Genomic DNA, 24,959 nt, shown 5'->3' with positions numbered 1-24,959 from the left:
CTGGGGTCACGTTCGGCGACGCGAATGCATAAGATTTGTCCATGACTCATTCGCGCGCTTTCAGCGAGACTTTCGACAGCCTCATCAAAGATGTGCAGAACCTCATCACATTGTGGCCAGGGGAAGAAGGTAGTCGCGGGCGCCCTGCTGGCGACACCGGCCCTCTGTTGCGTTCGACAGTGGTCCTGCTTCATACGGCCTGGGAGAACTACGTCGAACAAGTCTCCCTGGAGGGACTGGAGTTTATTCTCGTCGAGACCGGTGACGATCACAACAAGCTTCCACGAGCGATGAAACGCAAACTAGGAGAAGGGAAGGACCCCTGGGCGTTAGCCGGTTCGGGCTGGAAGACCAAGGCGCGGGAAACGCTCGCCAGAGAAGCCGGGAATCTGAACACTCCCAACGTCTCCAACAGCGAGAAGCTCATAGAGCTCGCTACAGGAGCAGAAGGGGCGCTCCATCTCGTCTCTTGGAGGAACATGGGAAACGACAAGGTGGTCAAGGAGATCGACGCCTTCGTTCGGGACATTCGAGGAGAGATAGTCCATAAGGGGAAGACCCCAGGGCCACTGCACAAGTCAGGTGTATTGAGCTGGATCAACTTCTTTGTGACTCTCGTCGAGAAGCTCGACAACCGCGTAGCTGAAGACATGACACAGCGATTCGGTAAATCGCCGTGGTGACCGCGAGGCTGCAATGGCGTCAACGGGGATATCACTAGCGGGCGGCGGAAGACCTCGCACCACGCGCCCGCCCACCCATGCGCTTACTCAAGGGATCCTCTCGCTGCCACCCGTCCGGGAGGATGGACGCATGACCGCACCCGTCACGCTCACCGCCCGCGCGCTCCTCCTCGACATGGACGGGACGCTCGTCGACTCGACGGCGCTCGTGGAGGAGATCTGGACGATGCTCGCGCGGCGCTTCGGCCACGACCCCGCGGACCTGATGCGGCGGATCCACGGCGTGCGCGCCGCCGACAGCATCGCCCGGTTCGCGCCCGCCGGCAGCGACGTGCCCGCCCTCCTCGCCGAGCTCGACCGGCTCGAGCTCGACGGCAGCCCCGCGACCGTCGAGATCCCCGGCGCCCGCGACCTGGTCGCCGCGCTGCCCGCCGGATCCCACGCCCTCGTCACGAGCGCCGGCCCGGACCTCGCGCGCGCCCGTCTCGCCGGCGCCGGGATCCGCGTGCCCGACGTCGTGGTCTCCGCCGACGACGTCACCGCCGGCAAGCCCGACCCCTCCGGCTACCTGCTCGCGGCGGAGCGCCTGGGCGTGGATCCGGCCGACGCGATCGTCTACGAGGACGCCGAGGCCGGCATCCGCGCGGGCCTCGCCGCCGGCATGCGCGTGGTCGTCGTGGGCGACCACGCGAGCGACGCCACCGTCGGCCTCCCCCGCGTCCGCGACCACCGCGGCACCACGGTCGAGGTGCGCCACGGGGTCCTCACGCTCACGCTCCCCGGCGACGCCCCCACGCCCACCCCGTGAGGTGGGCCCTCCTCGGCGGCGCCATCGTCAGCGAGGTGACCGCCTCCCTCGCGCTGCAGGCCGCCGTCGACGCGCCCGGCTGGTACGCGCTCGTCGTCACCGGGTACCTCGCGGCGTTCTGGTTCCTGACGCGCGTGCTGAGGACGGGCATGGCCGTCGGTGTCGCCTACGGGGTCTGGGGCGCCACCGGCGTCGCGCTCACCGCCGTGGCCGCCGCGGCGCTTCTCGACCAGCCGCTCACCGGCCCGATGATCGTCGGCCTCGTGCTCATCGTCGCCGGCGTGCTGCTCGTGGAGCTCGGGTCGCAGCGCGCGCAGGCCGCCCGCGCGACCGCCGCCACCGCGGCCTCCGGCGAGGCCCGCTGATGGCCTGGCTGCTCCTGTCGATCGCGATCGTCACCGAGGTCGCCGCCACCATCTCCCTCAAGCTCGCCACCGACGGCCGGAAGCGCTGGTACGCCGTCGTGGCGGTCGGCTACGTCACCGCGTTCTCGATGCTGGGCGGCGCGCTCGCGCTCGGCCTGCCCATCGGCGTCGCGTACGGGATCTGGGCCGCGACCGGCGTCGCCCTCACCGCGATCCTCGGCCGCCTCCTCTTCCGCGATCCCCTGACCCGCACGATGGTCGCCGGCATCGTGCTCATCGTCGCCGGCGTGCTGCTCATCGAGCTCGGGCACTGACCCGCAGCGCCGCGCCGCCCGCTGATGGCACGATCACCTCATGGCATGGACGGACGCGGGCGACCCTCAGCGGTACGGGGCGGGCATCCTCCAGGGCGAGCGGATACGCCTTCGGGCGCTCGAGGACGCCGACCTCCCGGACCTCGTGCGCTGGTGGCGGGATCCGGAGTGGGCGGTGCTGCAGCAGATGACCGTGCGGCCGCGGCCCGAGGCCGACGTCGCGGAGCAGTTCCGGAAGTGGAGCGACAACGAACCCGCGGGCTCCGTGGGCTTCTGCGTGACCGACCGGATCTCCGGCCGCCTCGTCGGCCACGTCACCCTCTACGGCGCCGGGCTGCTGACGCGCGCGGCGACGCTGACGGTGATGATCGGATCCGAGCACGTGGGCGTCGGCTACGGCACGGACGCCGTGCGCACCCTCGTCGGCTACGGGTTCCGCGAGATGGGGCTGAACCGGATCGAGCTGCACGTCTTCGCCTACAACGCCCGGGCCCGCGCGACGTACCGGAAGGTCGGCTTCGTGGAGGAGGGCGTGCGGCGCGAGACGGTCTTCCACGACGGCGCGTTCCACGACGAGATCGTGATGTCGGTGCTGGCGCGGGAGTGGTTCGCGCGCTGACGCGGCTGGCGCCGATCCGCCGCCCTACTGCGGGTGCGGCGCCTCCCCGCGCTCGAGCATCGCGACGAGGCGGGCCAGCCGGTTGGCGCGCACGGTCGCGTTCGGCGCCGTCGACACCCGATGGATCACGGCGTAGCGGTTGACCTTGCTGAGCGTCGCGAAGGTCGCCGCGGCGGCGGGCGACGCGGCGAGCGCGGCCAGCAGGTCCTCGGGCTCCGCAGCGGATGCCGGACCCGCGTACGCCCGCTCCCACCGCCCGTCGGCCTGCGCGCGCTCGACCTCGCGGATCCCGGCCGGCCGCATCCGCCCCTCGGCCGTGAGCGTCGCGACCAGGCCGATGTTGCGTTCCGACCACAGCGACGCCTTCCGCCTGGGGGTGAACCGGCGGCGGAACACCCGCTCGTCGATGCTCGCGGTCTGCCCGTCGATCCACCCGCTGCACAGCGCCTCGTCGAGGGCCTCCGCGTAGGTGAGGGAGGTCGGATCCGTCGTGCCCTTCTTCGCGAGCACCAGCCACACGCCGTCGGACGACTCCTCGTGCGCGTCGAGCCAGGCGCGCCACGCGGTGCGGTCGGGGAGGGTGAGAAGGGCGTGCACTCCCCCGCCGACCGGGGTCATCGGGCTCTGACCGACGGCTCGCCCTCGTAGTGCGAGAGGTCCACGATGCCGTGGCGCACCGCGTGGATCAGCACCTGCACGCGGTCGCGCACGTCCCACTTGGTCATCACACGGCTGAGGTTCGCCTTGATGGTCGGCTCGGAGAGATGCAGCTCCCGGGCGATCTCGGCATTCGACATGCCGCGTCCGATGAGGCGGACGACGGTGTACTCGCGCGTCGTCAACGGCTCGTGCCCCGAGGCCGCCATCGAGCCGGTCTCCGAATCGTCGCGGAGGGACAGGATCAGATCGCGCGTGATGCGTGGCGACATGACAGACCGCCCCGCCCGGACCTCGCGGATGGCGTGCAGGATGTCGTCCGGCTCGCTGTCCTTGACGAGGTAACCGGACGCACCGGCGCGGAGCGCGGGCACCACGTGCCGCTCGGAGGAGAACGTGGTCACGGCCAGCACCCGTGTGTCCGACAGCGCCGCCGTGATCCGCCGAGTCGCTTCCATCCCGCCCATGCGCGGCATCTGCAGGTCCATCAGCACGACGTCGGGCTGCAGCTCCTCGGCTGCGCGCACCGCGAGGACGCCGTCCTCCGCTTCGCCGACGACCGTCATGTCGGGAGCCGACGCCACGAAGATGCGGAGCGCATGACGCACCAGCGCTTCGTCATCGGCGATGAGGACGCGGATGGGTGCCATGCCGCGAGCCTACGGGGCCGTCCGTCGCCGATGACCATACGGAAGTCTCGTGGGTCGCGACCTTCGGATGCATCGACGCGCGCACCGGCGCCGAGACGCTTCTCCAGACGCACGGAGAAGGAGACGACGATGCAGGCACTGATCACGCTGATGGGACTCATCCGACCGACGGGTTTCTGGAACGAGGCATGCAAGCTCCTCAAGATCTGCAAGTGAACGGCCTACGCGACCAGTCATGATGGGCGGGTGACGAGAGCTGGGTACCTCCGACGCCGGATGAGCGGCCTGCCCCAGCCGTGGCGGGGACGCGAACCGGACTTCTCGAACCTCCCGCCCCGTGCGCGCATCGCGCTTCTGACGGTGATCACGCTCGTGCTGGTCGTCGACATCGTCGGCTTCCTGGAGGATCCAGCACCGTCCTGGCGCGAGCTCGTGGCGCAGGAGGCGCCGACCATGGCCGTCGCGCTGTTCGCGTGGTCACCGCCCGCCGCAGCGATCTCGCTGCTCCTCGCCGCCCTGCTGGAGACCGCGGCGGGCCAGGGCGGCGGCCTCGCCGTCTACCTCGCCGTCGCGACCGGGCTGGTCGTCTACACGAGTCCCCGCTGGTTCAGCGGCCTGTACGCGGTGACGGCGTCGGCGGTGGTCGTGCTGCATTGGACGACCGCGGAGTCCCTCACGACGACGGCCCTGCCCGCCGTGCTCCTCATCGGCGCGCTCGCTGCCCTCGTGGGCCGCACCCTGCGCTCCTCGCTCCGGCGCGAGCGGGGACTGGCCGTCGACCTCCTGGACCTGGAGCGGGCGCGTGACGCGGAGCTCGAAGCGGAGCGGCAGCGCATCGCCGACGAGCTGCACGACATCATCGCCCACGACGTCACGCTCGTCGCCATGCACGTGCGCGTGCTGGGGCGGGTCGACGACCCCGCGCTGCGTGAGCAGTCCGTCGTCGCGATCCGCGACAGCGCCGACCAGGCGCTCGCGGACATCCGGCGCGTGCTGCGGGTGGTGCGGGACGACCGGAGCACGACCATCGGCGATCGGGATGAGGACGGAGACACCATCGCCGGCGCCGTGGACTCGGTCCGTCACGACCTCGAGGCCCTCGGAGCGCATGTCGTCGTGGGGCCGCTCGACGGCCTGGACGTGTCGAGCGCCATCCAGCTGACGATCGTCCGCCTGCTACGGGAGGGGGCTACCAACGTCGCGAAGCACGCGGCCCCCCGCCCGGACGTGCGCGTGGACATCGATCCGGGCCAGGACGACGTGACGGTGACGATCACCAGCACCATGGCGCCCACCTCCACCACGAGCCCGATCCCCTCTTCCGGGTACGGGATGCACCGGATGCGTGAGCGCGTCACGCTCCTGGGCGGCAGCCTGGAGGCTCGCGAGGTCGAGGGATCCTGGGTGTTGAGCGCCCGCCTGCCGCGTCACTGAGCGCGCGGCGGCGTCGAGCATCATGCCCACCGTGGCGGCGGGGCGTTCCAGTCGCGCGTACGCCTGCCCGTGCACCGTGGCGATCCCCGCGTCCTGCCGCGTCATGCCGGCGAGGATCCGCAGCGTGGTCGACTTCCCGGCTCCGTTGGGGCCAAGGAATCCCGTGACCGTCCCCGGCGGGCAGCTGAAGGTGACGCCGTCGAGGACGCGTCGGCGTCCGTACGACTTGGCGAGCCCGTCGACGACGATCACCGCCCGGCCTCCGTCGCGTCGAACCCACGCGGCAGTCGCCGGTCCAGCACGAAGCCGCCGACGCAGCCCCCGACCGCCAGCAACAGAGCCGACCACAGCGGCACCGACAGCGGGCCGACCCGCATGGGGATGTCGAGCGTGGCCGACAGCGCGATCAGCGACACCGCGAGGAGCGCGGCGACCACGACCACGACCGTCACGAACCGCTTGCCCGGCGTCCACGTCCGATGCTGGGGGAACTGCGCGGCGAAGACGCGGGGGTCGCCGAAGCGGTCCTCCGGCCCCGCGTCCGCGAGGGAGCAGTCGCTCCGGACGTCGTCGAGCGTCGAGCGGATCCGGTCCTCGTCGAGGCCCCGCACCCGCAGCTCGAACGCCAGCCTCCTGTAGTAGTTCATGTCCCGCTCCTCATCCCGTCGTGACCCGACGCGATCGCGTCGAGCGTCGTGCGGACCCGCGCCCATTCGTCCAGCAGCACCGCGACACGTTCGCGCCCCCGGCTCGTGACCGAGAACACCTTCCGGCCGGGGCCCGGCCCCACGTGCTGCCAGTCGTGTCGCACCCAGCCCCGGTCCTCCAGCCGTGCGAGGAGCGGGTAGACCGTGCTCCCCGTGGCCTCGGCGTGCCCGGACTCCGTCAGCCGCTCCAGCAGCCGGTACCCGTGATCGGGCTCAGATCCGAGCAGGAGGAGGACGGTCAGGGGCAACGTCACGCGGCTCCAGTCCGATGACCATCCGATGTCCATGGATAGATCGTGACGCGACCTATGGCGGGGGCGAATACGGAGGTATCGGATCCGTGAGACTTTTGGATGATCCGGCGGCGTCAGCGGCCCTCGGCGGTCCCTCCGCCGAGCGTGATAACGAGCTTCCGCGCCGAGACGCCCTCGCGGAGCCGGTCCATCGCGGGCTGGATCGCCTGGAGCCCGGTGCCCGTGACCTCCGCCTGCGGCGCCGCGACGTAGCGGCCCTCGGCGAGCGCGTCCGGCAGGAAGCGCTCCCAGAGCATCGGACCGACCTCGTCGTGCATGAGGGCGCTGCCCCAGATGAAGCTCGCGCGGATCCCGCGGACGCGCGCCCGCAGCATCAGGGCCGGGGTGATCGTGCCCATGCGGAGGCCGAGGCGCACGAGCGGCAGGCCGACGCGGCCGCCGCGCGGGAGGGTGTCGAACGAGACCGGCGGGCTCGCCATGCTGACCCGCTTGGCGCCCGTGGCCGCGGCGATCCGCACGGCCGGATCGCCGGATCCGGTGCCGATCGCCAGCACGCCCGCCACGCGTCGCCCGGCCAGGTGCCGCACGATGTCCTGCACCGCCGTCGGGCTCCGGTAGTCGAATGCGCGGCTCGCGCCGAGCGAGCGCACGAGCTCGTGGTTGCGCGGCGAGGCGGTGGTCACGACGTCGTAGCCGGCGGCGACCGCGAGCTGGATCGCGTTCAGGCCGACGCTCGTGGATCCGCCCCACACCACCACGGTCTCCCCCGTCGCCGGCGTGGTCGCGTCCGGGAACCGCAGGCCGAGCTGGCCGGCGCCGAAGAGGCCGGACGCGGCGGTCGAGATCCCGAGCGGGAGCACGGCGGCGTCGGCGAACGCGAGGGAGTCCGGGATCGGCGCGGCGAGGTCGGTGCGCACGATGACGCGGGTCTGGAACCCGCCCTCCGGCGCGTGACGCCGCCCCTTCTCCATGCCGACCGCATACGCGACGACCCGGTCGCCCACGGCGAAGCGCGTGACGCCAGGGCCGACCTCGTCGACGACGCCGGCCACGTCCTCACCGAGCACGGCGGGGTGCGGCAGCCAGCGGTACATGAGGTCGCCCATGTGCTGCTTCATGGTGTCGAGCGGGTTGATCGCGACGGCGCGCACGCGGATCGCGACCTCGCCCGCGCGGGGTGCGGTGGAGGGCGCCGCGCCGACGGTGAGGTCGGCGGCGGACGAGGCGAGCCAGGCGGCGGATTCGGTGGGCACGGCGGATCTCCGATCTCGGGTCGCGGCATCCGATGACATCGCGTGTCATCACCATAGTCCGTCATGGCACGCCGTGTCATCACTAGGATCGACGCATGAGCAGATGGCAGCCGGACACGCGCGAGCGCCTGGCCGCCGCTGCCCTCGAGCTGTTCCACGCCCAGGGATTCGCGGAGACGACCGTGCCCGAGATCACCGCCCGGGCCGGCCTCACGACCCGCACCTTCTTCCGCCACTTCGCCGACAAGCGCGAGGTGCTGTTCGCCGAGGAGGACGAGCTGCCGGCGCTCGTCACGCGCATCATCCGCGAGGCGGCGCCCGACCGCTCGCCGCTCCAGGTCGTGGAGGACGGGTTCCCGGAGGTCGTCGCGTCGCAGTTCGCGGAGGGGCGCGCGACGCTGCTCGCCCGCAAGCGCATCATCGTCGCGGACGCCGGGCTGCAGGAGCGCGAGATGCGCAAGGTCGCGGCGATGCAGGAGGCCGTGCGCGCGGGCTTCGTGGAGCGCGGGGTGGATCCGCTCACGGCCGTGCTCGTCGCCCACGCCACCGCGACGGTCTTCGGGGTGTCCATCGGGCGGTGGCTGTCGGAGGACGGCGGCGCCGCCGACCTCGCCGAGGTGCTGCGCGAGACGCTCGGCGCGTTCCGTCGGGTGATGGCGGCGGGCGCGTGATGCGGGTCACGTACGACGCGGTCGCGGACGCCGCGTACGTCGCCCTCGCGGGGCCGGTCGGCGACGGCGAGGTGGGCACGACCATCCACTCGATCTTGACGCCCGGCGACAGCGGCGAGATCTCCCTCGACTTCGACGCCGACGGCCGCCTCCTCGGCATCGAGGTGCTGAACGCGAGCGCGGTGCTGCCGGCGGCGGTGCTCGCGCAGGCGGAGCGGATCGGCTAGCTGCCGCGCAGCACCTTCGCCATCGGGCGACCGCGCGCGATCTCGTCGACGAGCTTGTCGAGGATCCGCACCTGCTTCATCAGCGGATCGTCGATCTCCTCGATGCGGACGCCGCAGATCACGCCGCGCACCTCGTCGGCGAGGGGGTTGAGTCGGGCCGCGGCGAAGAAGTCCTGGAACGTCGTCTCCGCATCGAGGTGGCGCTCCAGCTCCACGGCGTCGAAGCCGGTCAGCCACGCGATCGCCTCGTCGACCTCCGCGCGCGTGCGGCCCTTGCGCTCGACCTTCTTCACGTAGAGCGCGTGGACCGACGCGAACGAGGTCGTGTTGATGCGGTGCATGTCCGGAGCGTATGCCGGTGCGGACGGGAGGTACAGGTACCGTCGCCTCATCCCGATGAGAGGACCTCCCATGTCTCCCGAAGACGAGACCTCCTACCTGCTCCGGAACCCGTCCGGCGCACGGCGGCTGCTCGCCGCACTCGAACGCGCCCAGCGTGGGGAGTTCGAGGAGCGCGAGCTGAGCGAGCCGCCGATCACGTCCGAGGGGCACCCGACGCGGGAATAGGCGGGCGCCCCGCCGCGGTTCGACTCCATGCAGACGCATCCACCCGGATCCGTCGCCGTCGAGCACCGAGGAGCGCCCCATGGCCACGAAGATCGGCTTCCTGTCGTTCAACCACTGGCAGGACGTGCGCGGATCCCGCGTCCGCACCGCCCAGGACTCGCTGCTCCAGTCGATCGACCTCGCGGTCGCGGCCGAGGAGATCGGCATCGACGGCGCGTACTTCCGCGTGCACCACTTCGCGCCGCAGCAGGCGGCGCCGTTCCCGCTGCTCGCCGCCATCGCGAGCCGCACCAGCCGGATCGAGATCGGCACCGGCGTGGTCGACATGCGCTACGAGAACCCCCTCTACATGGCGGAGGAGGCGGCCATGACCGACCTCATCTCCAACCGCCGGGTGCAGCTCGGCATCAGCCGCGGATCGCCCGAGCAGGTCGAGGCCGGCTACGAGTCGTTCGGCTACGTGCCGCGCGACGGCGAGACCGACGCCGACATGGCCCGCCGCCACACGGGCCTCTTCCTCCGCGCGCTCGAGGGCGAGGAGCTCGCGACCGCGGCACCGCAACGCGGCATGATCGCCGGCGGCGTCGCGCTCACCCCGCAGTCGCCCGGCCTCCGCGAGCGGATCTGGTGGGGCGCCGGCACGCGCGCCACCGGCCAGTGGGCGGCCGAGCAGGGCATGAACTTGATGTCGTCGACGCTCCTCTCGGAGGACACCGGCGTGCCGCTCGACGTGCTCCAGGCCGAGCAGATCCAGCTGTTCCGCGACGGCTGGGCCGCCGCCGGGCACGCGTGGGAGCCGCGCGTGAGCGTGAGCCGCAGCATCATCCCGATCATCGACGACGAGTCGGAAGCTTTCTTCGGCGTCCGCTCGCAGATCGAGGGCCGCGACCAGGTGGGCGAGGTCGGCGGCGAGAAGTGGCGCTTCGGGCGCTCCTACATCGGCACCCCGGAGCGCCTCATCGAGGAGCTCGGCGCCGACCAGGCGATCGCCGCGGCGGACACCCTCCTCGTCACGATCCCCAACCAACTCGGCGTGGACTTCAACCTGCGCTCGCTCGCGGCGATCAAGGGGATCGGGGAGGCGCTGGGGTGGGACCGGGCGGATGCGGCGGTGGGGGCGTCGGCCTGATCCGCTGACGCCTGCTCGTCGGCGCGCTCAGTCGCCGGTCGGCCGCTTGCGCTGCTGCTTCGTCGCGGAGCGCTGCGTCTTGGCCGCGAGGCGTCTCTTCTGTGATCCCTTGGTGGGGCGGGTCGGACGTCGCGGGGCGGCATCGGGTGCGAGCGCATCCGCGACGAGCTGACGCAGCCCGTCGATCGCGGCGACCCTGTTGCGCAGCTGCGACCGCTGCTCGGAGACCGTGACCGTGATCGTCCCCGCGACCAGGCGCCGGCCGAGCCGGTCGAGGATCCGCGTTCGCTGCTGATCCGTCAGCACGAGCGATCCCGCGACGTCCCATGTGAGCTGCACCCGGCTGTCCGACGTGTTGACGTGCTGCCCGCCGGGCCCGGACGACCGCGAGAACCGCCACTGCAGCTCGGCGGCGGGGATGGTCAGCGCGGGGCCGACCTCGAGATCCATGCGGCAAGGGTCGCACGCTCGGGACGCGGGCCGCGCGAGCACCGCCTAGCGGTGTCGGCGGAGGTTGATGCGCTTGAGGATCAGCCGGCCGACGAGGCCCAGAACCACCATCCCGACGACGATGACGACGAACGTGGCGACGGGAGTCAGACGGAGCATCGCCGCGCTGAAGGACATGATCACCGAGGTGATCACCACGAGCACGATCACCTGCCGGAACGACGGCTCGCCCGTCAGCCTCTGCTTCGCCGCGGTGTCGTCCTCGAAGCTGCGCCTGTCGTCCATGCATCCACCGTCCCACAGGCCGGTGCTCTTAGCGCAGCCGAGGGACGAAGCGCAACGTTCTCGGATCCGTTGACACGCTCCTCGGCGTGACCCGAAGCTTCTCCCGTCGCCGGCGCTCGTCCGGCCAGCAGCCCAGGAGAACGGACCCGTGATGGGACAGCAGGATGACGTCGCGGTGCTGGTCGGCAACGGATTGTCGATCGCCTTCAACCCCGAGCTGGAGCTCCGCAGCATCACCGAGGAGGTGATGAGGCGCATCCGCACGGCGGACGGCGATGACGCGGTCGCCGCCATGAAGGAGATCGCGGAGAACGCCCTCCCCGAGGGCGTGACGAGCGCCGAGGACTTCGAGCACCTGGTCGGCGCCTTCGGGACGGAGTCCCGCATGCTGGGGATGCTGGAGACCCTCGCCACGCTGACGAGCCCCAAGGACGAGGAGCTGCGCGAGGCCATCCGACGGGTCGCGTCCTTCGCCGCGCAGGTCCGCGACAACGGCGTCTCGCACGTGCTGGAGGTGATCTGCGAGCGGACCCACGCGGAATTCGAGAAGGCCGCCGAGTTGCATGCTCTGGTCACCGCGATCCTGCAGGCGTTCCCCGGCAGGGTCGCGTTCGGGAACCTGAACTACGACACCCTCCTGCTGGCCGCGCTGCTCCACGTGTGCCGAGAGCGGGAGGTGGCGGATCTCGCGGACGGGCGCACGTCGGTCGAGGTCGCATTCGCCGCGAACAGGACACGCATGGTGAAGGCGTTGCGCCGCACCGCGGCGGATTTCCCGAAGGACTGGCGCGTGAACCTTCTGCACCTCCATGGCTCGCTGACCTACTGGGAGAACAGGCGGGACGACATCTACGCCAAGATCCCCAAGGAGATCCTCGACGATGAGAAGCAGTGGGCCGCCGTGCGGCAGCGCACCACGAACGTCCGGCCCTCGGTCGTCCTGGCGAACCCCCGGGACAAGGCGCAGCACGCGGGCGAATACCCGTACAAGCTCGCCTACGAGGTGTTCGAGGAGGGGCTGAACCGCGCAATGCGCTGGATCGTCATCGGCTACTCGTTCCGCGACGCGCCCATCAACCGGATGCTGAGCGCCCGCTTCCTCGACCTGGAGGAGAAGCCGGCGGTCCTGGTGGTCACGCACGGCGAGGGCCCCACGGATCTGGAGGTCCATCGCGCGTTCGGGTGGGGCGCCGACGACGGCGATCCCTCCTCGTGGCTCACGATCTGCAGGTCCGGCGCGAACGGGCTCCAGCACACGGCGGAGTGGCAGGCCTACCTGGCCGGACCCGCCGGATCGCCTAAGGCGTGACGCCCGCCTCCCCCACCTCCGGCCGCCGCGCCGTGAGATACAGCCGATGCGCCGTGATCACCAGCGCCAGCCACGCGCCGCCGAGGAAGAAGGCGGCGAGGACGTCCGTGAACCAGTGGTGGCCGAGGTACACGCGGGTGGCACCGATGGTCACCGCGAAGACCACGGCCACCGCGATCGACAGCACGCGGGTCGTGCGGCGGTGCTGGCGGAGGAGGAGCAGGTAGGCGAGGATCCCGGCGATCGCCACCGCGTTCAGCGTGTGGCCGCTCGGGAACGACGGCGACGTCTCGTACGGCGGCACCGCGTCGGCGAGGTCGGGGCGGGCGCGGTCGATGATGTCCGTGCCCGCGATGGTGAGCAGCAGGGATCCGCCGCCGGCCGCCAGCACCAGGATGACCGGGGTCCACGAGCGGCGCCTCACGGCCAGGAACAGCATCGTCACCACCGCGATGATCGGCATGACCACGACGCCCGCGACGTCCGTGTACGCGGTCGCCGCATCGTTCAGCCACGGCGTGCGGATGCCGATCATGAAGGCGAGGAGCGGCCGGTCGAGGCCGGCCACCCCGTCGGCGTCGGTCACGTTGTCGTAGACCTGCGCGGCGATCGCGGCGAGGCCGAACGCGAGCACGAGGCCCACCAGCAGCGTGATCACGAGGGCCGCGTACGGCCCGAGCGCCCGCACGATCCGCTGCACGAGCCGCACCAGCGCGCGGCCGGCCGGCGTCACCCAGCGCGTGAGGTCGCGGTCGCCGAGGAAGCGGTCGCGGCGGAGCTCGCCGGCGACGCCCCGGTCGGCGGGGTCGAGGGGATGGAGGGGCCTGCGCCCGCGGGTATCGCTCATGTCGGACGCCTCTCGTCGGCGGACCACCCGCCCCTGCGACGCTACCGACGCGGGCCGTCCGCCGACGCCGCCTCTCCCTCCTTCGGGACCACCGTCCCGATGTCCCACACGAACGGCGGCGCCGTGCCGTTGATGGACCAGTCGCCGACGATGCGCGCCTTGTAGACGACCGGGTTGTGGGAGGCGACCGTGCGCGCGTTGCGCCAGTGCCGATCCAGCCCGCGGGCGCGACTCGTGGCGGAGGCGCCGAGCGTGTCGAACACCCGGGTCGCCGCGCGCGGCACCGACTCCGAGAGCACCACCTGCGCCTGCGCCGAGCGGATCTCGGCGAGCACGTTCGCCTGCACGTCGGCGTCGCTCCCGGGCTCGTGCGCCGTGTCCGCCGCGGCCTGCACCGCCTCCGCGACACCCCGCACGAGCAGCCGCGCCGTGTACGCGACGGCGGAGATCTCCCCCACCACCGCCTGGATCTGCGCGTCGTCCCGCACGAGCGACGCCACCCCGTGGCTGTAGACCCGGGTGCGCTCGCGGACGGCCCGGGCCGTGTCGCGCTCCGCCGCCACCGCCACCCCGGCGAGGACGGCGAGCAGCACGAGCTGGTACAGCGCCGTCTGGTACCGGAACCGCTCGGCGAACGGCGCGACGTGGGCGGCGTCCACCTCCGCGTCCTCGAACACGATGGTGCCGGTGCCGGTGAGCTGCTGGCCGAAGCCGTCCCAGTCGTCGGAGATGCGCACGCCGGGCTGGTCGGTGCGGACGATGGCGGTCACGGGCTCGCCATCCCGGTCGGCCGTCACGTCCGTCCACGCGGCGAAGATGCTGCCCGTCGTGTAGTACTTGCGGCCGTTCAGCACCCAGCGGTCGCCGCGGCGCTCCAGCTTCGTCTGCGCCGTGCCGATCGCGCCCGAGCCGACCTCGCTCCAGGCGTTGCCGACGAGCTCGCCCGCCGCGAACCGCCGCAGCCACGCGTCGCGCTCGGGCCCGGGCGGCGCCTGCAGCCGGTCCTCGACGAACGCGATGTGGCCGCGGAGGATCTGCGGCAGGTTCGAGTCCGCGGCGGCGAGCTCCACGAGCACCTCGGCGAGCTCGGGGATGCTGAGGCCCTCGCCGCCCTGATCCACGGGCACGCGGAGACGGGACAGCCCTGCGTCGACGAGATCGCGCAGGGGCTCGACGGGCAGCTCGTGGTCGCGCTCGCGGGCGACGGCGCCCTCGGCGATGCGATCGAGCAGGGGACGGAGGCGCGCGAGGACGGCGTCGAGTCGGCGGGTCACGGGATCCTCACGTGTAGAGCGAGATCGGCTGGAGCTCGCCGGTGAGCGCGTGCGCCCCGACCTCGAGCTTCTTGTAGTCCACCGGGTCGTGGAGGGAGTGCGTGCGGACGTTCCGCCAGAAGAGGTCGAGGCCCGTCGATGACCTGGCCGAGCTGGATCCCGTGACCTCGAACACGCGGTTCGCCACCTCGACCCCCACCTCGGTGGCCACCACCTTCAGCTTCGCGACCTCGATCGCGATGCCGCCGCGCACGTCCGCCGTGACGGCGTCGCCGAGGTCGACGACCTCGTCGAACGCGCGGCCGGCCCGATCCGCCAGCGCCTCCACCGCGGCGATGCGGGATGCCAGCTCGCCCACGACGCGCTGCACGAACGGGTCGTGCCGGTACGCGTCCGCCGGGCTGAGGAACCAGCTGCCGCGTCGGCCGCGCACGAGGTCGAGGGCCTTCGCGAGGGCCCCCTCCGCGATGCCGAGGTACAGGTTGCCGAACGCGAGCTGGATCCCGGGGGTCACGAGCGTGGAGAACGGCTCGTCCGTGCCGAGGCCGAGCACGTCGGCCGGGTCGACGCGCACTCGCGTGAACCGCACGGATCCGCTCGCGGAGAGGCGCTGGCCGAGCGCGTCCCAGTCGCCCAGGTACTCGATGCCCGGGCGGTCGTGGTCGAGCGCGAACACGACGATGCGCCCGTCGAGGTCGCCGCCCGCGACGACCGCGTTCACGAGGACGACGTCGCCCGCGGACGCGCCCGTGGAGAACCGCTTGAGGCCGTCGAGCCGGTAGCCGTCGCCGTCGGGCGTGAGCCGGAGGTCGGGATCGGTCGGGTTGACGGAGTCGCCCCACACCCAGCGCCCGGCGACCGTGCGACGGTAGCCCTCGGCGCGCGTCGCGCCGGTCGCGGTGAAGCCGAGGTTGCCGGAGTTGATGTAGTGGTACGCGAGGACCTGCGCGATGGACGCATCGGTGCGCGACAGGATCCGCACGGCGAGGAACGCGGACTCCCAGTGCCCGCCTCCCCCGCCGTGCTCGGCCGGGTCGAGGAGGTTGACGAGGCCGCTGTCGCGGAGCAGGTCGAGCTCGGTCGTGGGATCCGCGTTGGCCCGGTCGCGGTCGAGGGCGTCCTCGTCGAGGGTGGCCGCGACCCGCTCGGCGACGGCCCGCCACCGCGCGAGCTCGTCGCGGGACGCGGTCCCGTGCCACGGCGAGCGCGCATCGGCTGCCGCAGCGGGCGCGGGCGCGGGCGCCGGGGCGGCGGCGGATCGGGTGGTCGTGTCGTTCATGTCAGTCCGTTCCGGGATCGGTGGTCGCGGGGAAGAGGGAGGGAGCGGTGTCGTCGGCGGCGCTCGGCGCGCCCACGTAGGCGCCGCGGTAGGCGTGCGCGGGGTGCCACTCGGGGACGACCGGGGATCCCGTGCCGTTGAGGCGGCCGCGGAGGGTGCCCTCCGGGTACTCGTCCCACACGCGTCCGCGGCGGCGCAGCTCCGGCACCAGCAGGTCGACGACCGCCTCGAACGTGCCGGGGGTGACCACGTAGGCGAGGTTGAAGCCGTCGGTGCCGCCCACCTCGATCCATCGCTCGAGCTCATCGGCGACGGTGGTCGCGCTGCCGGAGATGACCGGGCCGATGCCGCCGATGCCCACGTAGTGCGCCACGTCACGGGGCGTCCAGTCGCGATCCGGGTCGTAGCGGGTGAAGATCGCGAGCGCCGACCGGGCGGCGTCCGTGTCGACGTACTTCAGCGGCGCGTCGGGGTCGTACCCGGAGAGGTCGAGCCCGGACCAGCCGCCGTACAGGGCGAGGGCCCCGTCGAGGCTCACGTAGCCGCGGTACTCCTCGAGGAGCGCGGCCGCCGCCTCGTCGGTCTCGGCGACGATCACGGTGGCGAGCGTCAGGATCCGCACGCTGTCGCGCGGCCGGCCGATGCGCTCCGCCCGGTCCCGGATGTCGTCCGTCACCGGGCGGGTGAGCTCCGGCGTGAGGCCGTTGATGAAGATCGCCTCACCGTGCTTCGCCGCGAACTCGCGGCCCCGGGGCGATGCGCCGGCCTGGAAGACGACCGGCGTGCGCTGCGGGCTGGGCTCCGACAGGTGCACCCCGGGCACCCGGAAGTGCTCGCCCTCGTGCGCGATGGGATGCACCTTCGCGGGATCCGTGTAGACGCCGCGCTCACGATCCACCACCACGGCGTCGTCCTCCCACGAGCCCTCCCACAGCTTGTACGCGACGTCGAGGAACTCGTCGCCGATGCCGTAGCGGTCATCGTGCCCGATCTGCGTCTCGAGGCCGAGGTTGCGGGCGGCGGAGTCGAGGTAGCTCGTGACGACGTTCCAGCCGATGCGTCCGCCGGTGAAGTGGTCGAGGGTCGAGAAGCGGCGCGCGAGCGCGTACGGCAGCTCGTAGGTGGACGCCACGGTGAGGCCGAAGCCGAGGTGCCGGGTGGCGTGCGCCATGGCGGAGACCTGCACGACGGGATCCCCCACGGGGATCTGCGCGGAGTCCTCCAGCGCCGGGGCCGCCGAGTGCCGGTACACGTCGTAGACGCCCACCACGTCCGCGATGAAGAGGGCGTCGAAGGTGCCGCGCTCCAGGAGCCGGGCGAGGTCGACCCAGTAGTCGAGCGAGTTGTAGCGGTGGGCCTGGTTGGCGGGATGCCGCCACAGACCAGGCGCCTGGTGCGTCACGCAGCTCATGTCGAACGCGTTGAGGATGATGCGGGATGCCATCGGGCTCCGTCCTTCCCCCGGTGCGGGCGCGTGGCTGTCCGGGGAGACGGCCACGCGGCCGGCCCCGTCAGCGGAGCCGTGCGGCCCGAAGGTAGCCGCGCGCCGCCGCCGCCCGGAAGGGCCGCCGCAACACGGCGACACGTGCCGCGACACGGTTCGTCACACCGTGACGCCGTCCTACGCCGGGCCTCCCGCTGGCGCGCCGGACGCCCTACCTTCCTCAGCAGCGGAGGCGCCGACGCCCTCCGATCCGTCCGACCCACGAGGGGAACCCATGTCCCACATCCGCTCCCGCCGCGGGCACCGCGCGCGCCGCCTCGTGCTCGCCGCCGGTGTCGCGGCCGCCGCCCTCGCCCTGTCGGCGTGCTCCGGCGACTCCGCCGACGCGGGCTCGGCCGACGGCGACATCACGGGCCAGGAGCTCACCGTCCTCATGATCTCCTCCCACGAGGGCGCGGCGAAGTGGCTCGCAGCCGAGTTCGAGAAGGAGACGGGGGCGAAGATCACGCCCGTCATCGTCCCGTACGACGAGATCGGGTCGAAGCTCGCGCTCGACCAGCAGTCCGGCGCCGACACCATCGACGTGGCCGCGCCCTGGTACACGTCCCTCGGCGACCTGGCGGCCGACGGCGCGATCCAGGACATCACCGACCGGGTCGACGGCGACCCCTCGATCGACGTGGGGGACTTCATCCCCTCCATCTGGGAGCCGTACACCCAGGTCGACGGGCGCACCTACGGCCTGCCCTTCGACGGCGACACGCACGTGCTCTTCTACAACAAGGAGATCCTGGCGCGGAACGGCTTCACGGAGCCGCCGAGGACGTGGGACGAGTACCTCCAGCAGGTCACCACCATCACCGCGAACGAGAAGGCGAACGGGGTCTACGGCGCCGCCGTGTTCGGGCAGAAGTCGCCCCTGATCCTCGGCGCGAGCTTCGCGAACCGGCTCGCGGGCTTCGGCGGCTCCTTCCTCGACGCGGACGGGCGGCCCACGATCGACAGCCCGCAGGCGGTCGCCGCCGCGCAGGCCCTCGTCGACGTGCAGGACCAGGCGCTGCCCACGCCCGCCGAGACCGACTTCGGCGCGGGGAACAGCGCGTGGTTCGCCGGGAAGGTCGCCTTCATCGAGAACTGGACCGACCTCGGCGTCCGCAGCGAGGATCCGTCGTCGGGCTCCCAGGTCGCGGGCAAGTGGGGCGTCACCCTGCTGCCCACCGGAGGGGCGAACACGACGCCGCGGGCCTCGCTCGTCGCCGGGTTCAGCTGGGTCGTCGCCGCGAACACGCAGAAGACCGCGCTCGCCGAGAGGTTCATCACGTGGGCGTCGTCGTCGGAGGTGAACGCGAAGCTCCTCACCGCGTCGCCGCCCACGGGCATCGATCCCAACCGCGTCTCCTCGCTCGAGGACCCGACCTACGGCGCCCAGTTCCCGCAGATCCAGCAGGTGAACCGCGCGACCCTCGACGGCGCGCTCGCGTGGCCGACGGGCAAGAACGCCACCGAGGCCGCGCAGGTGCTCACGGACGAGCTCGCGAAGCTGCTCGCCGGCGAGGGCGGGACCGCGCAGGAGACGCTGGACCGGGTGCAGGCGAAGTGGGAAGAGCTCCTCGAGTGAGCGTCGCGATCGCCCCGAAGACGCGGTCGCCGCGGGAGTCGGGGCCGACCTGGGAGTCGGGGTCGCCCCGGGAGCGGGCGCCGCGGATCCCCCGGGCACGCCGTCGCGGACGCGGCACCTGGCCGCGGCGCGTCTTCGTCGCCCCCGCGGTGCTCGCGCTCGTCGTGCTCGGCGGGTACCCGCTCGTGTTCATCGCGCTCGCCGCCCTCACCGAGTCGAGCCTCGGGCGGCCGTTCCAGGAGTTCGTCGGCACCGCGACCTTCGCCGACGTCCTGGCGGAGGGCGACACGACCGCGGCGCTCGTGCGCGGCGTCGTCCACGCGCTCCTCGTCACCGCCGTGAGCCTCGTGCTCGGGGTGGCGACGGCGGTGGCGCTGTGGCGGTCGGTGCACGCGGGCGCCGTGGTGCGCACCCTGCTGCTGCTCCCGATGATCACCCCGCCCGTCGTGGTGGGCGTGCTCTGGAAGCTCGTCTTCGCGCCGAACGGCGGGCTGGTGGACGTGCTCGTGACCGCCGTGGTGCCCGGGGGCGCATCCCTCTCGGTGCTGTCGCAGCCCGTGACCGCCTTCCTCGGCGTCGCGCTCGCGGACGTCTGGGAGTGGACGCCGCTCATCGTCCTGCTCGTGTTCGCGGCGCTCATCGGCCAGGATCCGGCGGTCGGCGAGGCCGCCGCGCTCGACGGCGCGCACGGCCTGCGGCTGTTCCGCAGCATCACCCTCCCCGCGATCGCGGGCACCGTCGCGGCGGTCGCCCTCATCCGCCTGGTGCTGGCGTTCAAACTGTTCGACCTCGTCTACATCCTCACCTCGGGCGGGCCGGGACAGGCGACGACCGTGCCCGCCTACCTCATCTGGCAGGCGGCCCTGCAGCACTTCGACGTCGGTCGGGCGTCCGTCATCACGCTGCTGCTCGCCGTGGTCGTGACGGTCGTCACGCTCCCCGTCGTCGCCATCACCCGGAGGCTCCACGATGCCTGACGCGCCCGTCCGCGCCGCCCGTCCGCGATCCGTCCGACGCCCCGGCGCGCGGCGCCGCTCCCGCGGGGCCGACCTGTGGCTGGCCCTCTCCCTCGCCGCCGCCCTCGTGCCGCTGGCGTACCTGCTGTCGGTGTCGCTCATGTCGCAGGGCCAGGTGTCCGCCGGGATCCTCGTGCCGACGGACCCCAGCTGGGGCAACTGGGCGGCCGCGCTCGCCGGCTCCGGCCTGCCCCGCGGGATCCTCAACTCCCTCGTCACGTCCCTCGCCGCGTCCGCCCTCACGCTGCTCTTCGCGCTCCCCGCCGCGTGGGCGATGGCCCGGCACCGCACGGGAGGCCGGGCGCTCGCCGGGCTCGTGCTCAGCCCGTGGCTGCTGCCGCCGATCGTCGCGATCGTGCCGGTGTTCACGCTGCTGCGGATCCTGCACCTCAACAACACGCTCACCGGCCTGACGCTCGTCTACGCGCTCGCGAACACCGCGGTGGCCGTCTGGCTGCTCGAGGGCTTCGTGCGCCGCATCCCCGTGGAGCTCGACGAGGCCGCGCAGCTCGACGGCGCCGGCGAGTGGCGCGTGCTCGCCAGCATCGTCACCCCGATGCTCACGCCCGCCCTCGTGTCGGTCGGCGTGATCGTGGCGGTGCTCGACTACGACGAGTTCCTGTTCGCCACGTTCCTCACGCAGGGGCACACCGCGCAGACCTTCCCCGTGGTCCTGTCGCTCATGCTGGGCGAGCGCGTGCAGGACTTCGGCAAGATCGCGGCCGCGTCCCTCATCGGCGTGATCCCGCTGTTCGCCGCCGCGACGGTCCTCCAGCGCCGGCTCGTGGCGGGCCTCACGGGCGGATCCGTCGACGCGGGCGCGCACGCTGCCCGCCGCATCCGCCGCGCTCCGGCCCGCTGAGCGCACGGCTCCGGACGGAGGACGCGCCACGTAAGACCGGGTCGTCGTGGCCCATGCGCGAAGCTGGTCCCGGCCGCGGACGACCCGCCGCCCACCCGCGAGGAGGACCCGGATGATCACCCTGACCGCCGCATCCGCCATGGCCGTCGTCGCCCTCGGCATGGTCCTCACGCCGGGCCCGAACATGATGTACCTGGTCTCGCGCAGCATCAGCCAGGGCCGTCGCGCGGGACTCGTCTCGCTGGCCGGCACCGGCGTGGGCTTCGTCGTCTACATGACCATGGCCAACGTCGGCCTGGCCGCCGTCTTCGTCGTGGTGCCGTGGCTCTACACGGGACTCAAGGTCGCCGGGGCGGCGTACCTGCTGTGGCTGGCGTGGTCCACGCTCCGCCCGGGCGGCGCCTCCGTCTTCGACATGCGCGACCTGCCGCGCGACTCCTCCGCGAAGCTCTTCCGCATGGGGCTCGTCACCAACCTGCTCAACCCGAAGGCCGCGATCATGTACCTCGCGCTCATCCCGCAGTTCGTCGACCGGGCCGCGGGCGATGTCGTCGCGCAGGGCTTCCAGCTCGGGGCGGTGCAGATCGCGGTGAGCCTCGCGGTGAACGCGGGCATCGTCCTCGCGGCCGGCTCGATCGCCGTCTTCCTGCGAGGCCGACCCCGGTGGATGCGCTGGCAGCGTTGGGCCACCGGCGGGCTCCTCGGCGCGGTCGGCGTGAAGCTCGCCATCGAGGCGCCGGCGCCGGCCTAGGGCCCGAGCGGGACGACGGTCACCGCGGATCCCCCGCCGCCCCCGCCGCGAACGACCGCGCCGCGCGCGTCACCGCTTCCGACAGCGCGCGCATCGCCGGGGTCTCCACGCGGCGGGCGAGCGACGCGAGGTAGATGGTGCGGGCTGGGATCCGGTCGGCCGGCCGGAACGACACCGCCCGCACGTCGTCCCGGTGCGACGCGAGCGCGAGCCGCGGCGCCATCGCGATGCCGACGCCCGCCGCCACCATCGCCTGCACCTCCTGGTAGTCGTACGCCTCGTACGCGACCTCCGGCCGGATGCCCGCGGCCGCGCAGCTGCGGTAGAGCACGTCGGCCGCCGGGTGCCCGCCGTTGCGCGTGATCCACGACTCCCGCCGCAGCGACTTGAGCGACACCCCGTCGCGGATGGGGCTGTCCGCCGCGACGAGCAGCATCGTCTCGTCCTCCACGAGCTTCCGCAGCGCGAGGTGCTTCTCGGCCTCCTCGGTCCACGCGTAGCTCCACAGCAGCGCGAGCTCCACCTCGCCGGAGCTGAGCTTGTCGATGAGCTCCGGCCGCAGCGCCGACTGCACGCGGATCTCGATGCCCGGCCACGCCGCGTGCGCGTCCTTGAGCGCATCCGCCAGCAGCGACGCGCTGACGGTGGGGAACGATCCGAGCCGCACGGTGCCGTGCTCCAGCCCGCGGATCGCCTCGAGCTCGCCCTCGGCCGCCCGCAGCTCGCGCCGCACCGTGCGCGCCTTCGCCGCGAGGACCTGGCCGGCCTCCGTCAGCCGCATGCCGCGCGGGAGGCGGTCGAGCACGGGCTGGCCGATGAGCTGCTCGAGCTTCGCGATGCGCTGCGACGCCGCCGAGGTGGTCATCCGCGAGCGGGCCGCGCCGCCCGTCAGCGTGCCGGTGTCGACCACGTCGAGCAGCAGATCCAGCGTGACGAGGTCGAAGGAGGCCATGCGCCGACTTTAGCGGAGCTGAACGGGCACGTAGCAGATCGAGCTTCTGCTTGAGCCTCCGGATTCGTAGCGTGAGCACATCGACGACGACCAGGAGGCCTCGTGAGCATCCCCGCCACCCTCATGCGCGGAGGGACCAGCAAGTGCTGGCTCTTCGACCGCGACGCCGTCCCGGCCGACCGGGACGCGCTCGCCGAGCTCCTCATCGAGCTGTTCGGCGCCGACGACCCGCGTCAGCTCGACGGCGTCGGCGGCGGCACCTCGGTCACGTCGAAGGCCGTGATCGTGGGCCGGAGCGACGAGCCGGGCATCGACGTTGACTACCTCTTCGCGCAGGTCGCGATAGGCGCGCACGTCGTGGAGTGGGGCAGCAACTGCGGCAACTGCGCCACGGCCGTCGCCCAGTGGTCGGTCGAGCGGTTCGAGCTGGCGGACGCCGGAGACGCGGCCACCACCGTCCGGATGCGGAACCTCAACACCTCCGCCGTCGTCGTCGCCCAGGTCGCGGGCGCACGGGACGCCGAGGTCTCGGTGCCCGGCGTCCGCGGATCCGGCACCGCCGTCGACCTCGCGTTCGTCGACCCGGCCGGATCCACCACCGGCTCCCTCTTCCCCACCGGCTCCGTGCGCGAGGAGCTCGTCGTCGACGGCACCGCCTACGAGGTGACGATGGCCGACGCGGGCGCGCCCGTCGTGCTGCTCGCCGCGGCCGACCTCGGGCTGCCGTCCGCCGCGACCGAGATCGAGATCCTCGCCGCCGTGCCGCTGCTGCGCCGGATCCGCGCGCACGCCGCCGTCGCCATGGGCATCGCGCCGAGCGTCGCCGAGGCGGGCGACGCCGTGCCCAAGGTGGGCGTCGTCGGCCCGGCGGTCGACCACGTGACCACGCTCGGCGACCAGGTGCGCGCGGCCGACCACGACGTCTCCGTGCGCATGCTCTCGATGAACGCGGCGCATCCCACCATCGGCCTCACGAGCGCCGTCGCCCTGGCCCTGGCGGCCCGCGAGCCCGGCACCGTGCTCGAGCGCGTGGGCGTGGATCCGGCGACCGCACCGCTGCGCCTCGGCACCCTCGGCGGCCCGCTCCGCGCCGGCGTCGAGGTCGACGCATCCGGCACGCGGGTGCTGCTCCAGCGGGCGGCCCGCCGCCTCGCGGACTCCGAGCTCCTCACGCACCACGAACCCATCCCGCTCGCCCCCACCCGCTGACGCGTCCCGCGTCCGCGATCACCAGGAGAAGACAGTGTCGTCTATCGAGATCATCCCCCTCATCGGCCTCGTCGTGATGTTCGTCATCGCGACGGTGTTCCCGATCAACATCGGCTTCCTCGGCTTCATCGGCGCCTTCCTCGTCGGCGCCATCGCGTTCGGCTACGACGACAAGGAGATCCTCGAGGTCTTCCCGTCGTCGATCGTGCTCACGATCATCGGCGTCACCTACTTCTTCGGCATGGCGAAGCAGAACGGCACCATCGACCTGATGGTGAGCGCCTGCATCCGGGCCGTGCGCGGGAAGCTCTACCTCATCCCGTGGGTCTTCTTCCTGGTGGCCGCGTTCCTCACGTCGCTCGGCACGTTCAGCCCGGCCGCGGTCGCGCTCATCGCCCCGGCCGCCATGAGCTTCGCGGGCCGCACGCGCATGAGCCCGCTCGTGATGGGGATCATGACCATCAACGGCGCGCACGCCGGCGCCTTCTCGCCCATCTCCGTCTCGGGCGTGCTGGTGCGCGACATCGTGGAGGGCAACGGCCTCGCCATCGACCCGTGGCAGCTGTTCTTCTCCAGCTTCGGGATCAACACGCTCCTGTCGGTGCTGACGGTCGCCGCCTACGCCATCACGAGCCGCGTGAGGACGCTCGAGTACACGGCCACCGGCAGCGTCATGACCATCGAGGACGACACGGTCGACGCCGACCACGTGCCGCTCACCCGGGTGCGGATGCTGACGCTCGCGCTCATCGCCGCGATCCTGGTGGTCGTGCTCGTGGGGCACCAGCCGATCAGCTTCGTGGCCATCGCGGCCGGCGTGGTCCTCTCCTTCACGGACCTCAAGAACACGAGCCGCTCGATCGCCGGCATCAGCTGGCCCACCGTGCTGCTGGTGGGCGGCATGGTCACCTACATCGCGATGCTCCAGGAGCTCGGCGTGATCGACGACCTCGCCGACATGGCCCTGCTCATCGGCGCCCCCGTGATCGTGGCGCTCGTGCTCTGCTACGTGATCGGCCTGTCCTCGGCCTTCGCCTCCTCCACCGCGCTGCTCGCGGCGATCATCCCCCTGTCCCTGCCTCTGCTGCAGCTCGGCGAGCTGCCCGTGGTGGGCGTGGTCGCGGCGCTCTCGATCGCGGCCACCGTCGTCGACGTCTCGCCCTTCTCCACGAACGGCGCGCTCGTGCTGGCGAACGCGCAGGGCATCGATCGGAACGTCTTCTACCGGCAGCTGCTGCTCAACGCGGGAGCGGTGGTGGCCGTCGCGCCGCTCATCTGCTGGGTGCTGCTGGTGGTCGTGCCGAACGCCTTCGCCTGATCCGACC

At 72.2% G+C, this 24,959-nt stretch carries 30 protein-coding genes and 1 pseudogene; 17 read left to right on the top strand and 14 right to left on the bottom strand.

Annotation, left to right across the window (positions count from 1 at the left end; genetic code table 11):
• Window positions 1–41: 41 nt before the first annotated feature.
• The 5 genes from ACU4ZT_RS00800 (at window position 42) to ACU4ZT_RS00780 (ending at window position 2,789) form a co-directional block, all read left to right on the top strand.
• On the top strand, window positions 42–683 hold the full coding sequence (locus tag ACU4ZT_RS00800) for a HEPN domain-containing protein (protein ID WP_445337605.1): 642 nt from the start codon (window positions 42–44) through the stop codon (window positions 681–683).
• A gap of 130 nt (window positions 684–813) precedes the next feature.
• The gene (locus ACU4ZT_RS00795) at window positions 814–1,491 is read left to right on the top strand and encodes an HAD-IA family hydrolase (RefSeq protein WP_270980835.1); all 678 of its coding nucleotides are present in this window, start codon (window positions 814–816) and stop codon (window positions 1,489–1,491) included.
• Window positions 1,488–1,856 carry a DMT family transporter gene (locus ACU4ZT_RS00790; RefSeq protein ID WP_270980836.1) on the top strand — a complete coding sequence of 123 codons (369 nt, stop codon included), beginning with the start codon at window positions 1,488–1,490 and terminating at the stop codon, window positions 1,854–1,856. The genes ACU4ZT_RS00795 and ACU4ZT_RS00790 overlap by 4 nt, the downstream gene beginning before the upstream one ends.
• Window positions 1,856–2,170: a DMT family transporter gene (locus tag ACU4ZT_RS00785; RefSeq protein WP_445337604.1), complete on the top strand. Its 315-nt coding sequence runs from the start codon at window positions 1,856–1,858 to the stop codon at window positions 2,168–2,170. Before ACU4ZT_RS00790 ends, ACU4ZT_RS00785 begins: the two co-directional genes overlap by 1 nt.
• A gap of 40 nt (window positions 2,171–2,210) precedes the next feature.
• Window positions 2,211–2,789: a GNAT family N-acetyltransferase gene (locus ACU4ZT_RS00780; RefSeq protein WP_445337603.1), complete on the top strand. Its 579-nt coding sequence runs from the start codon at window positions 2,211–2,213 to the stop codon at window positions 2,787–2,789.
• Window positions 2,790–2,813: 24 nt separating this feature from the next.
• On the opposite strand, the gene ACU4ZT_RS00775 is transcribed toward ACU4ZT_RS00780, so the two are convergent.
• Together ACU4ZT_RS00775 and ACU4ZT_RS00770 are read right to left on the bottom strand one after the other, a co-directional pair.
• Entirely contained in the window at window positions 2,814–3,386 is a 573-nt protein-coding gene (locus tag ACU4ZT_RS00775; RefSeq protein WP_445337602.1) for a YdeI/OmpD-associated family protein, read from the bottom strand.
• Between the two features lie 17 nt (window positions 3,387–3,403).
• On the bottom strand, window positions 3,404–4,096 hold the full coding sequence (locus ACU4ZT_RS00770) for a response regulator (RefSeq protein WP_063071280.1): 693 nt from the start codon (window positions 4,094–4,096) through the stop codon (window positions 3,404–3,406).
• 246 nt (window positions 4,097–4,342) lie between these two features.
• Here ACU4ZT_RS00770 and ACU4ZT_RS00765 point away from each other — a divergent pair, with 246 nt between their 5' ends.
• Entirely contained in the window at window positions 4,343–5,530 is a 1,188-nt protein-coding gene (locus ACU4ZT_RS00765) for a sensor histidine kinase (protein ID WP_131798109.1), read from the top strand.
• Between the two features lie 30 nt (window positions 5,531–5,560).
• Here ACU4ZT_RS00765 and ACU4ZT_RS00760 read toward each other — a convergent pair.
• The 4 genes and pseudogenes from ACU4ZT_RS00760 to ACU4ZT_RS00745 all read right to left on the bottom strand — a co-directional run.
• A pseudogene (locus tag ACU4ZT_RS00760) lies at window positions 5,561–5,782 on the bottom strand (ATP-binding cassette domain-containing protein); the annotation flags it as partial.
• The gene (locus ACU4ZT_RS00755) at window positions 5,779–6,177 is read right to left on the bottom strand and encodes a hypothetical protein (RefSeq protein WP_270980843.1); all 399 of its coding nucleotides are present in this window, start codon (window positions 6,175–6,177) and stop codon (window positions 5,779–5,781) included. The gene ACU4ZT_RS00755 and the pseudogene ACU4ZT_RS00760, both read right to left, overlap by 4 nt.
• Window positions 6,174–6,491, bottom strand: coding sequence for a PadR family transcriptional regulator (locus ACU4ZT_RS00750; RefSeq protein ID WP_270980845.1), 318 nt, complete (start codon window positions 6,489–6,491; stop codon window positions 6,174–6,176). The genes ACU4ZT_RS00755 and ACU4ZT_RS00750 overlap by 4 nt, the downstream gene beginning before the upstream one ends.
• A 113-nt stretch (window positions 6,492–6,604) precedes the next feature.
• A complete protein-coding gene (locus ACU4ZT_RS00745) occupies window positions 6,605–7,744 on the bottom strand; it encodes a zinc-binding alcohol dehydrogenase family protein (protein WP_414748621.1) in 1,140 nt (379 codons plus the stop codon).
• Between the two features lie 95 nt (window positions 7,745–7,839).
• Between ACU4ZT_RS00745 and ACU4ZT_RS00740 the strand changes: the two genes are divergently transcribed.
• Window positions 7,840–8,415, top strand: coding sequence for a TetR/AcrR family transcriptional regulator (locus ACU4ZT_RS00740; RefSeq protein WP_445337601.1), 576 nt, complete (start codon window positions 7,840–7,842; stop codon window positions 8,413–8,415).
• A complete protein-coding gene (locus ACU4ZT_RS00735; protein WP_445338681.1) occupies window positions 8,415–8,642 on the top strand; it encodes a DUF2283 domain-containing protein in 228 nt (75 codons plus the stop codon). The genes ACU4ZT_RS00740 and ACU4ZT_RS00735 overlap by 1 nt, the downstream gene beginning before the upstream one ends.
• Here the strand turns inward: ACU4ZT_RS00735 and ACU4ZT_RS00730 are convergent.
• Window positions 8,639–8,983 carry a DUF2200 domain-containing protein gene (locus tag ACU4ZT_RS00730; RefSeq protein ID WP_414763527.1) on the bottom strand — a complete coding sequence of 115 codons (345 nt, stop codon included), beginning with the start codon at window positions 8,981–8,983 and terminating at the stop codon, window positions 8,639–8,641. The two genes, ACU4ZT_RS00735 and ACU4ZT_RS00730, sit on opposite strands and share 4 nt — an antisense overlap.
• 70 nt (window positions 8,984–9,053) lie before the next feature.
• On the opposite strand from ACU4ZT_RS00730, the gene ACU4ZT_RS00725 reads away from it, so the two are divergent.
• Together ACU4ZT_RS00725 and ACU4ZT_RS00720 are read left to right on the top strand one after the other, a co-directional pair.
• The gene (locus ACU4ZT_RS00725) at window positions 9,054–9,209 is read left to right on the top strand and encodes a type II toxin-antitoxin system Phd/YefM family antitoxin (protein ID WP_445337600.1); all 156 of its coding nucleotides are present in this window, start codon (window positions 9,054–9,056) and stop codon (window positions 9,207–9,209) included.
• A gap of 79 nt (window positions 9,210–9,288) precedes the next feature.
• Window positions 9,289–10,338: an LLM class flavin-dependent oxidoreductase gene (locus tag ACU4ZT_RS00720; RefSeq protein ID WP_445337599.1), complete on the top strand. Its 1,050-nt coding sequence runs from the start codon at window positions 9,289–9,291 to the stop codon at window positions 10,336–10,338.
• Between the two features lie 27 nt (window positions 10,339–10,365).
• On the opposite strand, the gene arfB is transcribed toward ACU4ZT_RS00720, so the two are convergent.
• Complete coding sequence (gene arfB / locus ACU4ZT_RS00715; protein WP_445337598.1) at window positions 10,366–10,788, bottom strand: alternative ribosome rescue aminoacyl-tRNA hydrolase ArfB; 423 nt, start codon at window positions 10,786–10,788, stop codon at window positions 10,366–10,368.
• Window positions 10,789–10,833: 45 nt separating this feature from the next.
• Window positions 10,834–11,073 carry a hypothetical protein gene (locus ACU4ZT_RS00710; RefSeq protein WP_270980853.1) on the bottom strand — a complete coding sequence of 80 codons (240 nt, stop codon included), beginning with the start codon at window positions 11,071–11,073 and terminating at the stop codon, window positions 10,834–10,836.
• A 148-nt stretch (window positions 11,074–11,221) separates the two neighbouring features.
• Here ACU4ZT_RS00710 and ACU4ZT_RS00705 point away from each other — a divergent pair, with 148 nt between their 5' ends.
• A complete protein-coding gene (locus ACU4ZT_RS00705) occupies window positions 11,222–12,382 on the top strand; it encodes a hypothetical protein (RefSeq protein ID WP_445971904.1) in 1,161 nt (386 codons plus the stop codon).
• Here the strand turns inward: ACU4ZT_RS00705 and ACU4ZT_RS00700 are convergent.
• Genes ACU4ZT_RS00700 through ACU4ZT_RS00685 form a run of 4 tightly spaced genes read right to left on the bottom strand, consistent with a single transcriptional unit; the run spans window position 12,372 to window position 17,226 of the window.
• A complete protein-coding gene (locus ACU4ZT_RS00700) occupies window positions 12,372–13,229 on the bottom strand; it encodes a phosphatase PAP2 family protein (RefSeq protein WP_445337596.1) in 858 nt (285 codons plus the stop codon). The two genes, ACU4ZT_RS00705 and ACU4ZT_RS00700, sit on opposite strands and share 11 nt — an antisense overlap.
• 41 nt (window positions 13,230–13,270) lie before the next feature.
• A complete protein-coding gene (locus ACU4ZT_RS00695; protein WP_270980855.1) occupies window positions 13,271–14,503 on the bottom strand; it encodes an acyl-CoA dehydrogenase family protein in 1,233 nt (410 codons plus the stop codon).
• 7 nt (window positions 14,504–14,510) lie between these two features.
• Window positions 14,511–15,782, bottom strand: coding sequence for an acyl-CoA dehydrogenase family protein (locus tag ACU4ZT_RS00690; protein WP_445337595.1), 1,272 nt, complete (start codon window positions 15,780–15,782; stop codon window positions 14,511–14,513).
• A 1-nt stretch (window position 15,783) separates the two neighbouring features.
• Window positions 15,784–17,226 (bottom strand): LLM class flavin-dependent oxidoreductase, encoded by a 1,443-nt coding sequence (locus ACU4ZT_RS00685; RefSeq protein WP_063071262.1) that lies wholly within the window; start codon window positions 17,224–17,226, stop codon window positions 15,784–15,786.
• A gap of 274 nt (window positions 17,227–17,500) precedes the next feature.
• Between ACU4ZT_RS00685 and ACU4ZT_RS00680 the strand changes: the two genes are divergently transcribed.
• From ACU4ZT_RS00680 to ACU4ZT_RS00665, 4 genes are all read left to right on the top strand, one after another.
• Window positions 17,501–18,844, top strand: coding sequence for an ABC transporter substrate-binding protein (locus ACU4ZT_RS00680; protein WP_063071261.1), 1,344 nt, complete (start codon window positions 17,501–17,503; stop codon window positions 18,842–18,844).
• Complete coding sequence (locus tag ACU4ZT_RS00675) at window positions 18,841–19,821, top strand: carbohydrate ABC transporter permease (protein ID WP_254654496.1); 981 nt, start codon at window positions 18,841–18,843, stop codon at window positions 19,819–19,821. The genes ACU4ZT_RS00680 and ACU4ZT_RS00675 overlap by 4 nt, the downstream gene beginning before the upstream one ends.
• On the top strand, window positions 19,814–20,722 hold the full coding sequence (locus ACU4ZT_RS00670) for a carbohydrate ABC transporter permease (protein ID WP_063071260.1): 909 nt from the start codon (window positions 19,814–19,816) through the stop codon (window positions 20,720–20,722). Before ACU4ZT_RS00675 ends, ACU4ZT_RS00670 begins: the two co-directional genes overlap by 8 nt.
• Window positions 20,723–20,834: 112 nt before the next feature.
• Window positions 20,835–21,473: a LysE family translocator gene (locus ACU4ZT_RS00665; protein WP_063071259.1), complete on the top strand. Its 639-nt coding sequence runs from the start codon at window positions 20,835–20,837 to the stop codon at window positions 21,471–21,473.
• Window positions 21,474–21,492: 19 nt separating this feature from the next.
• Here ACU4ZT_RS00665 and ACU4ZT_RS00660 read toward each other — a convergent pair whose 3' ends face one another.
• On the bottom strand, window positions 21,493–22,425 hold the full coding sequence (locus ACU4ZT_RS00660) for a LysR family transcriptional regulator (RefSeq protein WP_414748635.1): 933 nt from the start codon (window positions 22,423–22,425) through the stop codon (window positions 21,493–21,495).
• Between the two features lie 102 nt (window positions 22,426–22,527).
• Between ACU4ZT_RS00660 and ACU4ZT_RS00655 the strand changes: the two genes are divergently transcribed.
• Together ACU4ZT_RS00655 and ACU4ZT_RS00650 are read left to right on the top strand one after the other, a co-directional pair.
• Window positions 22,528–23,634 carry a PrpF domain-containing protein gene (locus ACU4ZT_RS00655; protein WP_445337594.1) on the top strand — a complete coding sequence of 369 codons (1,107 nt, stop codon included), beginning with the start codon at window positions 22,528–22,530 and terminating at the stop codon, window positions 23,632–23,634.
• A gap of 34 nt (window positions 23,635–23,668) precedes the next feature.
• Complete coding sequence (locus tag ACU4ZT_RS00650; protein WP_414763516.1) at window positions 23,669–24,952, top strand: SLC13 family permease; 1,284 nt, start codon at window positions 23,669–23,671, stop codon at window positions 24,950–24,952.
• Window positions 24,953–24,959 lie beyond the last annotated feature (7 nt).

The organism is Clavibacter davisi, assembly GCF_052751415.1.
Note: the sequence above shows the minus strand (reverse complement) of the source record. Positions and strands in the feature narration are given on the sequence as shown.

Excerpts from the sequence above, each read along its gene's own strand:
- ACU4ZT_RS00800 (WP_445337605.1), top strand. The coding sequence starts at position 42 with ATGACTCATTCGCGCGCTTTCAGCGAGACTTTCGACAGCCTCATCAAA.
- ACU4ZT_RS00795 (WP_270980835.1), top strand. The coding sequence starts at position 814 with ATGACCGCACCCGTCACGCTCACCGCCCGCGCGCTCCTCCTCGACATG.
- ACU4ZT_RS00785 (WP_445337604.1), top strand. The coding sequence starts at position 1,856 with ATGGCCTGGCTGCTCCTGTCGATCGCGATCGTCACCGAGGTCGCCGCC.
- ACU4ZT_RS00780 (WP_445337603.1), top strand. The coding sequence starts at position 2,211 with ATGGCATGGACGGACGCGGGCGACCCTCAGCGGTACGGGGCGGGCATC.
- ACU4ZT_RS00770 (WP_063071280.1), bottom strand. The coding sequence starts at position 4,096 with ATGGCACCCATCCGCGTCCTCATCGCCGATGACGAAGCGCTGGTGCGT.
- ACU4ZT_RS00755 (WP_270980843.1), bottom strand. The coding sequence starts at position 6,177 with ATGAACTACTACAGGAGGCTGGCGTTCGAGCTGCGGGTGCGGGGCCTC.
- ACU4ZT_RS00740 (WP_445337601.1), top strand. The coding sequence starts at position 7,840 with ATGAGCAGATGGCAGCCGGACACGCGCGAGCGCCTGGCCGCCGCTGCC.
- ACU4ZT_RS00735 (WP_445338681.1), top strand. The coding sequence starts at position 8,415 with ATGCGGGTCACGTACGACGCGGTCGCGGACGCCGCGTACGTCGCCCTC.
- ACU4ZT_RS00730 (WP_414763527.1), bottom strand. The coding sequence starts at position 8,983 with ATGCACCGCATCAACACGACCTCGTTCGCGTCGGTCCACGCGCTCTAC.
- ACU4ZT_RS00725 (WP_445337600.1), top strand. The coding sequence starts at position 9,054 with ATGTCTCCCGAAGACGAGACCTCCTACCTGCTCCGGAACCCGTCCGGC.
- ACU4ZT_RS00720 (WP_445337599.1), top strand. The coding sequence starts at position 9,289 with ATGGCCACGAAGATCGGCTTCCTGTCGTTCAACCACTGGCAGGACGTG.
- arfB (WP_445337598.1), bottom strand. The coding sequence starts at position 10,788 with ATGGATCTCGAGGTCGGCCCCGCGCTGACCATCCCCGCCGCCGAGCTG.
- ACU4ZT_RS00710 (WP_270980853.1), bottom strand. The coding sequence starts at position 11,073 with ATGGACGACAGGCGCAGCTTCGAGGACGACACCGCGGCGAAGCAGAGG.
- ACU4ZT_RS00700 (WP_445337596.1), bottom strand. The coding sequence starts at position 13,229 with ATGAGCGATACCCGCGGGCGCAGGCCCCTCCATCCCCTCGACCCCGCC.
- ACU4ZT_RS00690 (WP_445337595.1), bottom strand. The coding sequence starts at position 15,782 with ATGAACGACACGACCACCCGATCCGCCGCCGCCCCGGCGCCCGCGCCC.
- ACU4ZT_RS00685 (WP_063071262.1), bottom strand. The coding sequence starts at position 17,226 with ATGGCATCCCGCATCATCCTCAACGCGTTCGACATGAGCTGCGTGACG.
- ACU4ZT_RS00680 (WP_063071261.1), top strand. The coding sequence starts at position 17,501 with ATGTCCCACATCCGCTCCCGCCGCGGGCACCGCGCGCGCCGCCTCGTG.
- ACU4ZT_RS00670 (WP_063071260.1), top strand. The coding sequence starts at position 19,814 with ATGCCTGACGCGCCCGTCCGCGCCGCCCGTCCGCGATCCGTCCGACGC.
- ACU4ZT_RS00665 (WP_063071259.1), top strand. The coding sequence starts at position 20,835 with ATGATCACCCTGACCGCCGCATCCGCCATGGCCGTCGTCGCCCTCGGC.
- ACU4ZT_RS00660 (WP_414748635.1), bottom strand. The coding sequence starts at position 22,425 with ATGGCCTCCTTCGACCTCGTCACGCTGGATCTGCTGCTCGACGTGGTC.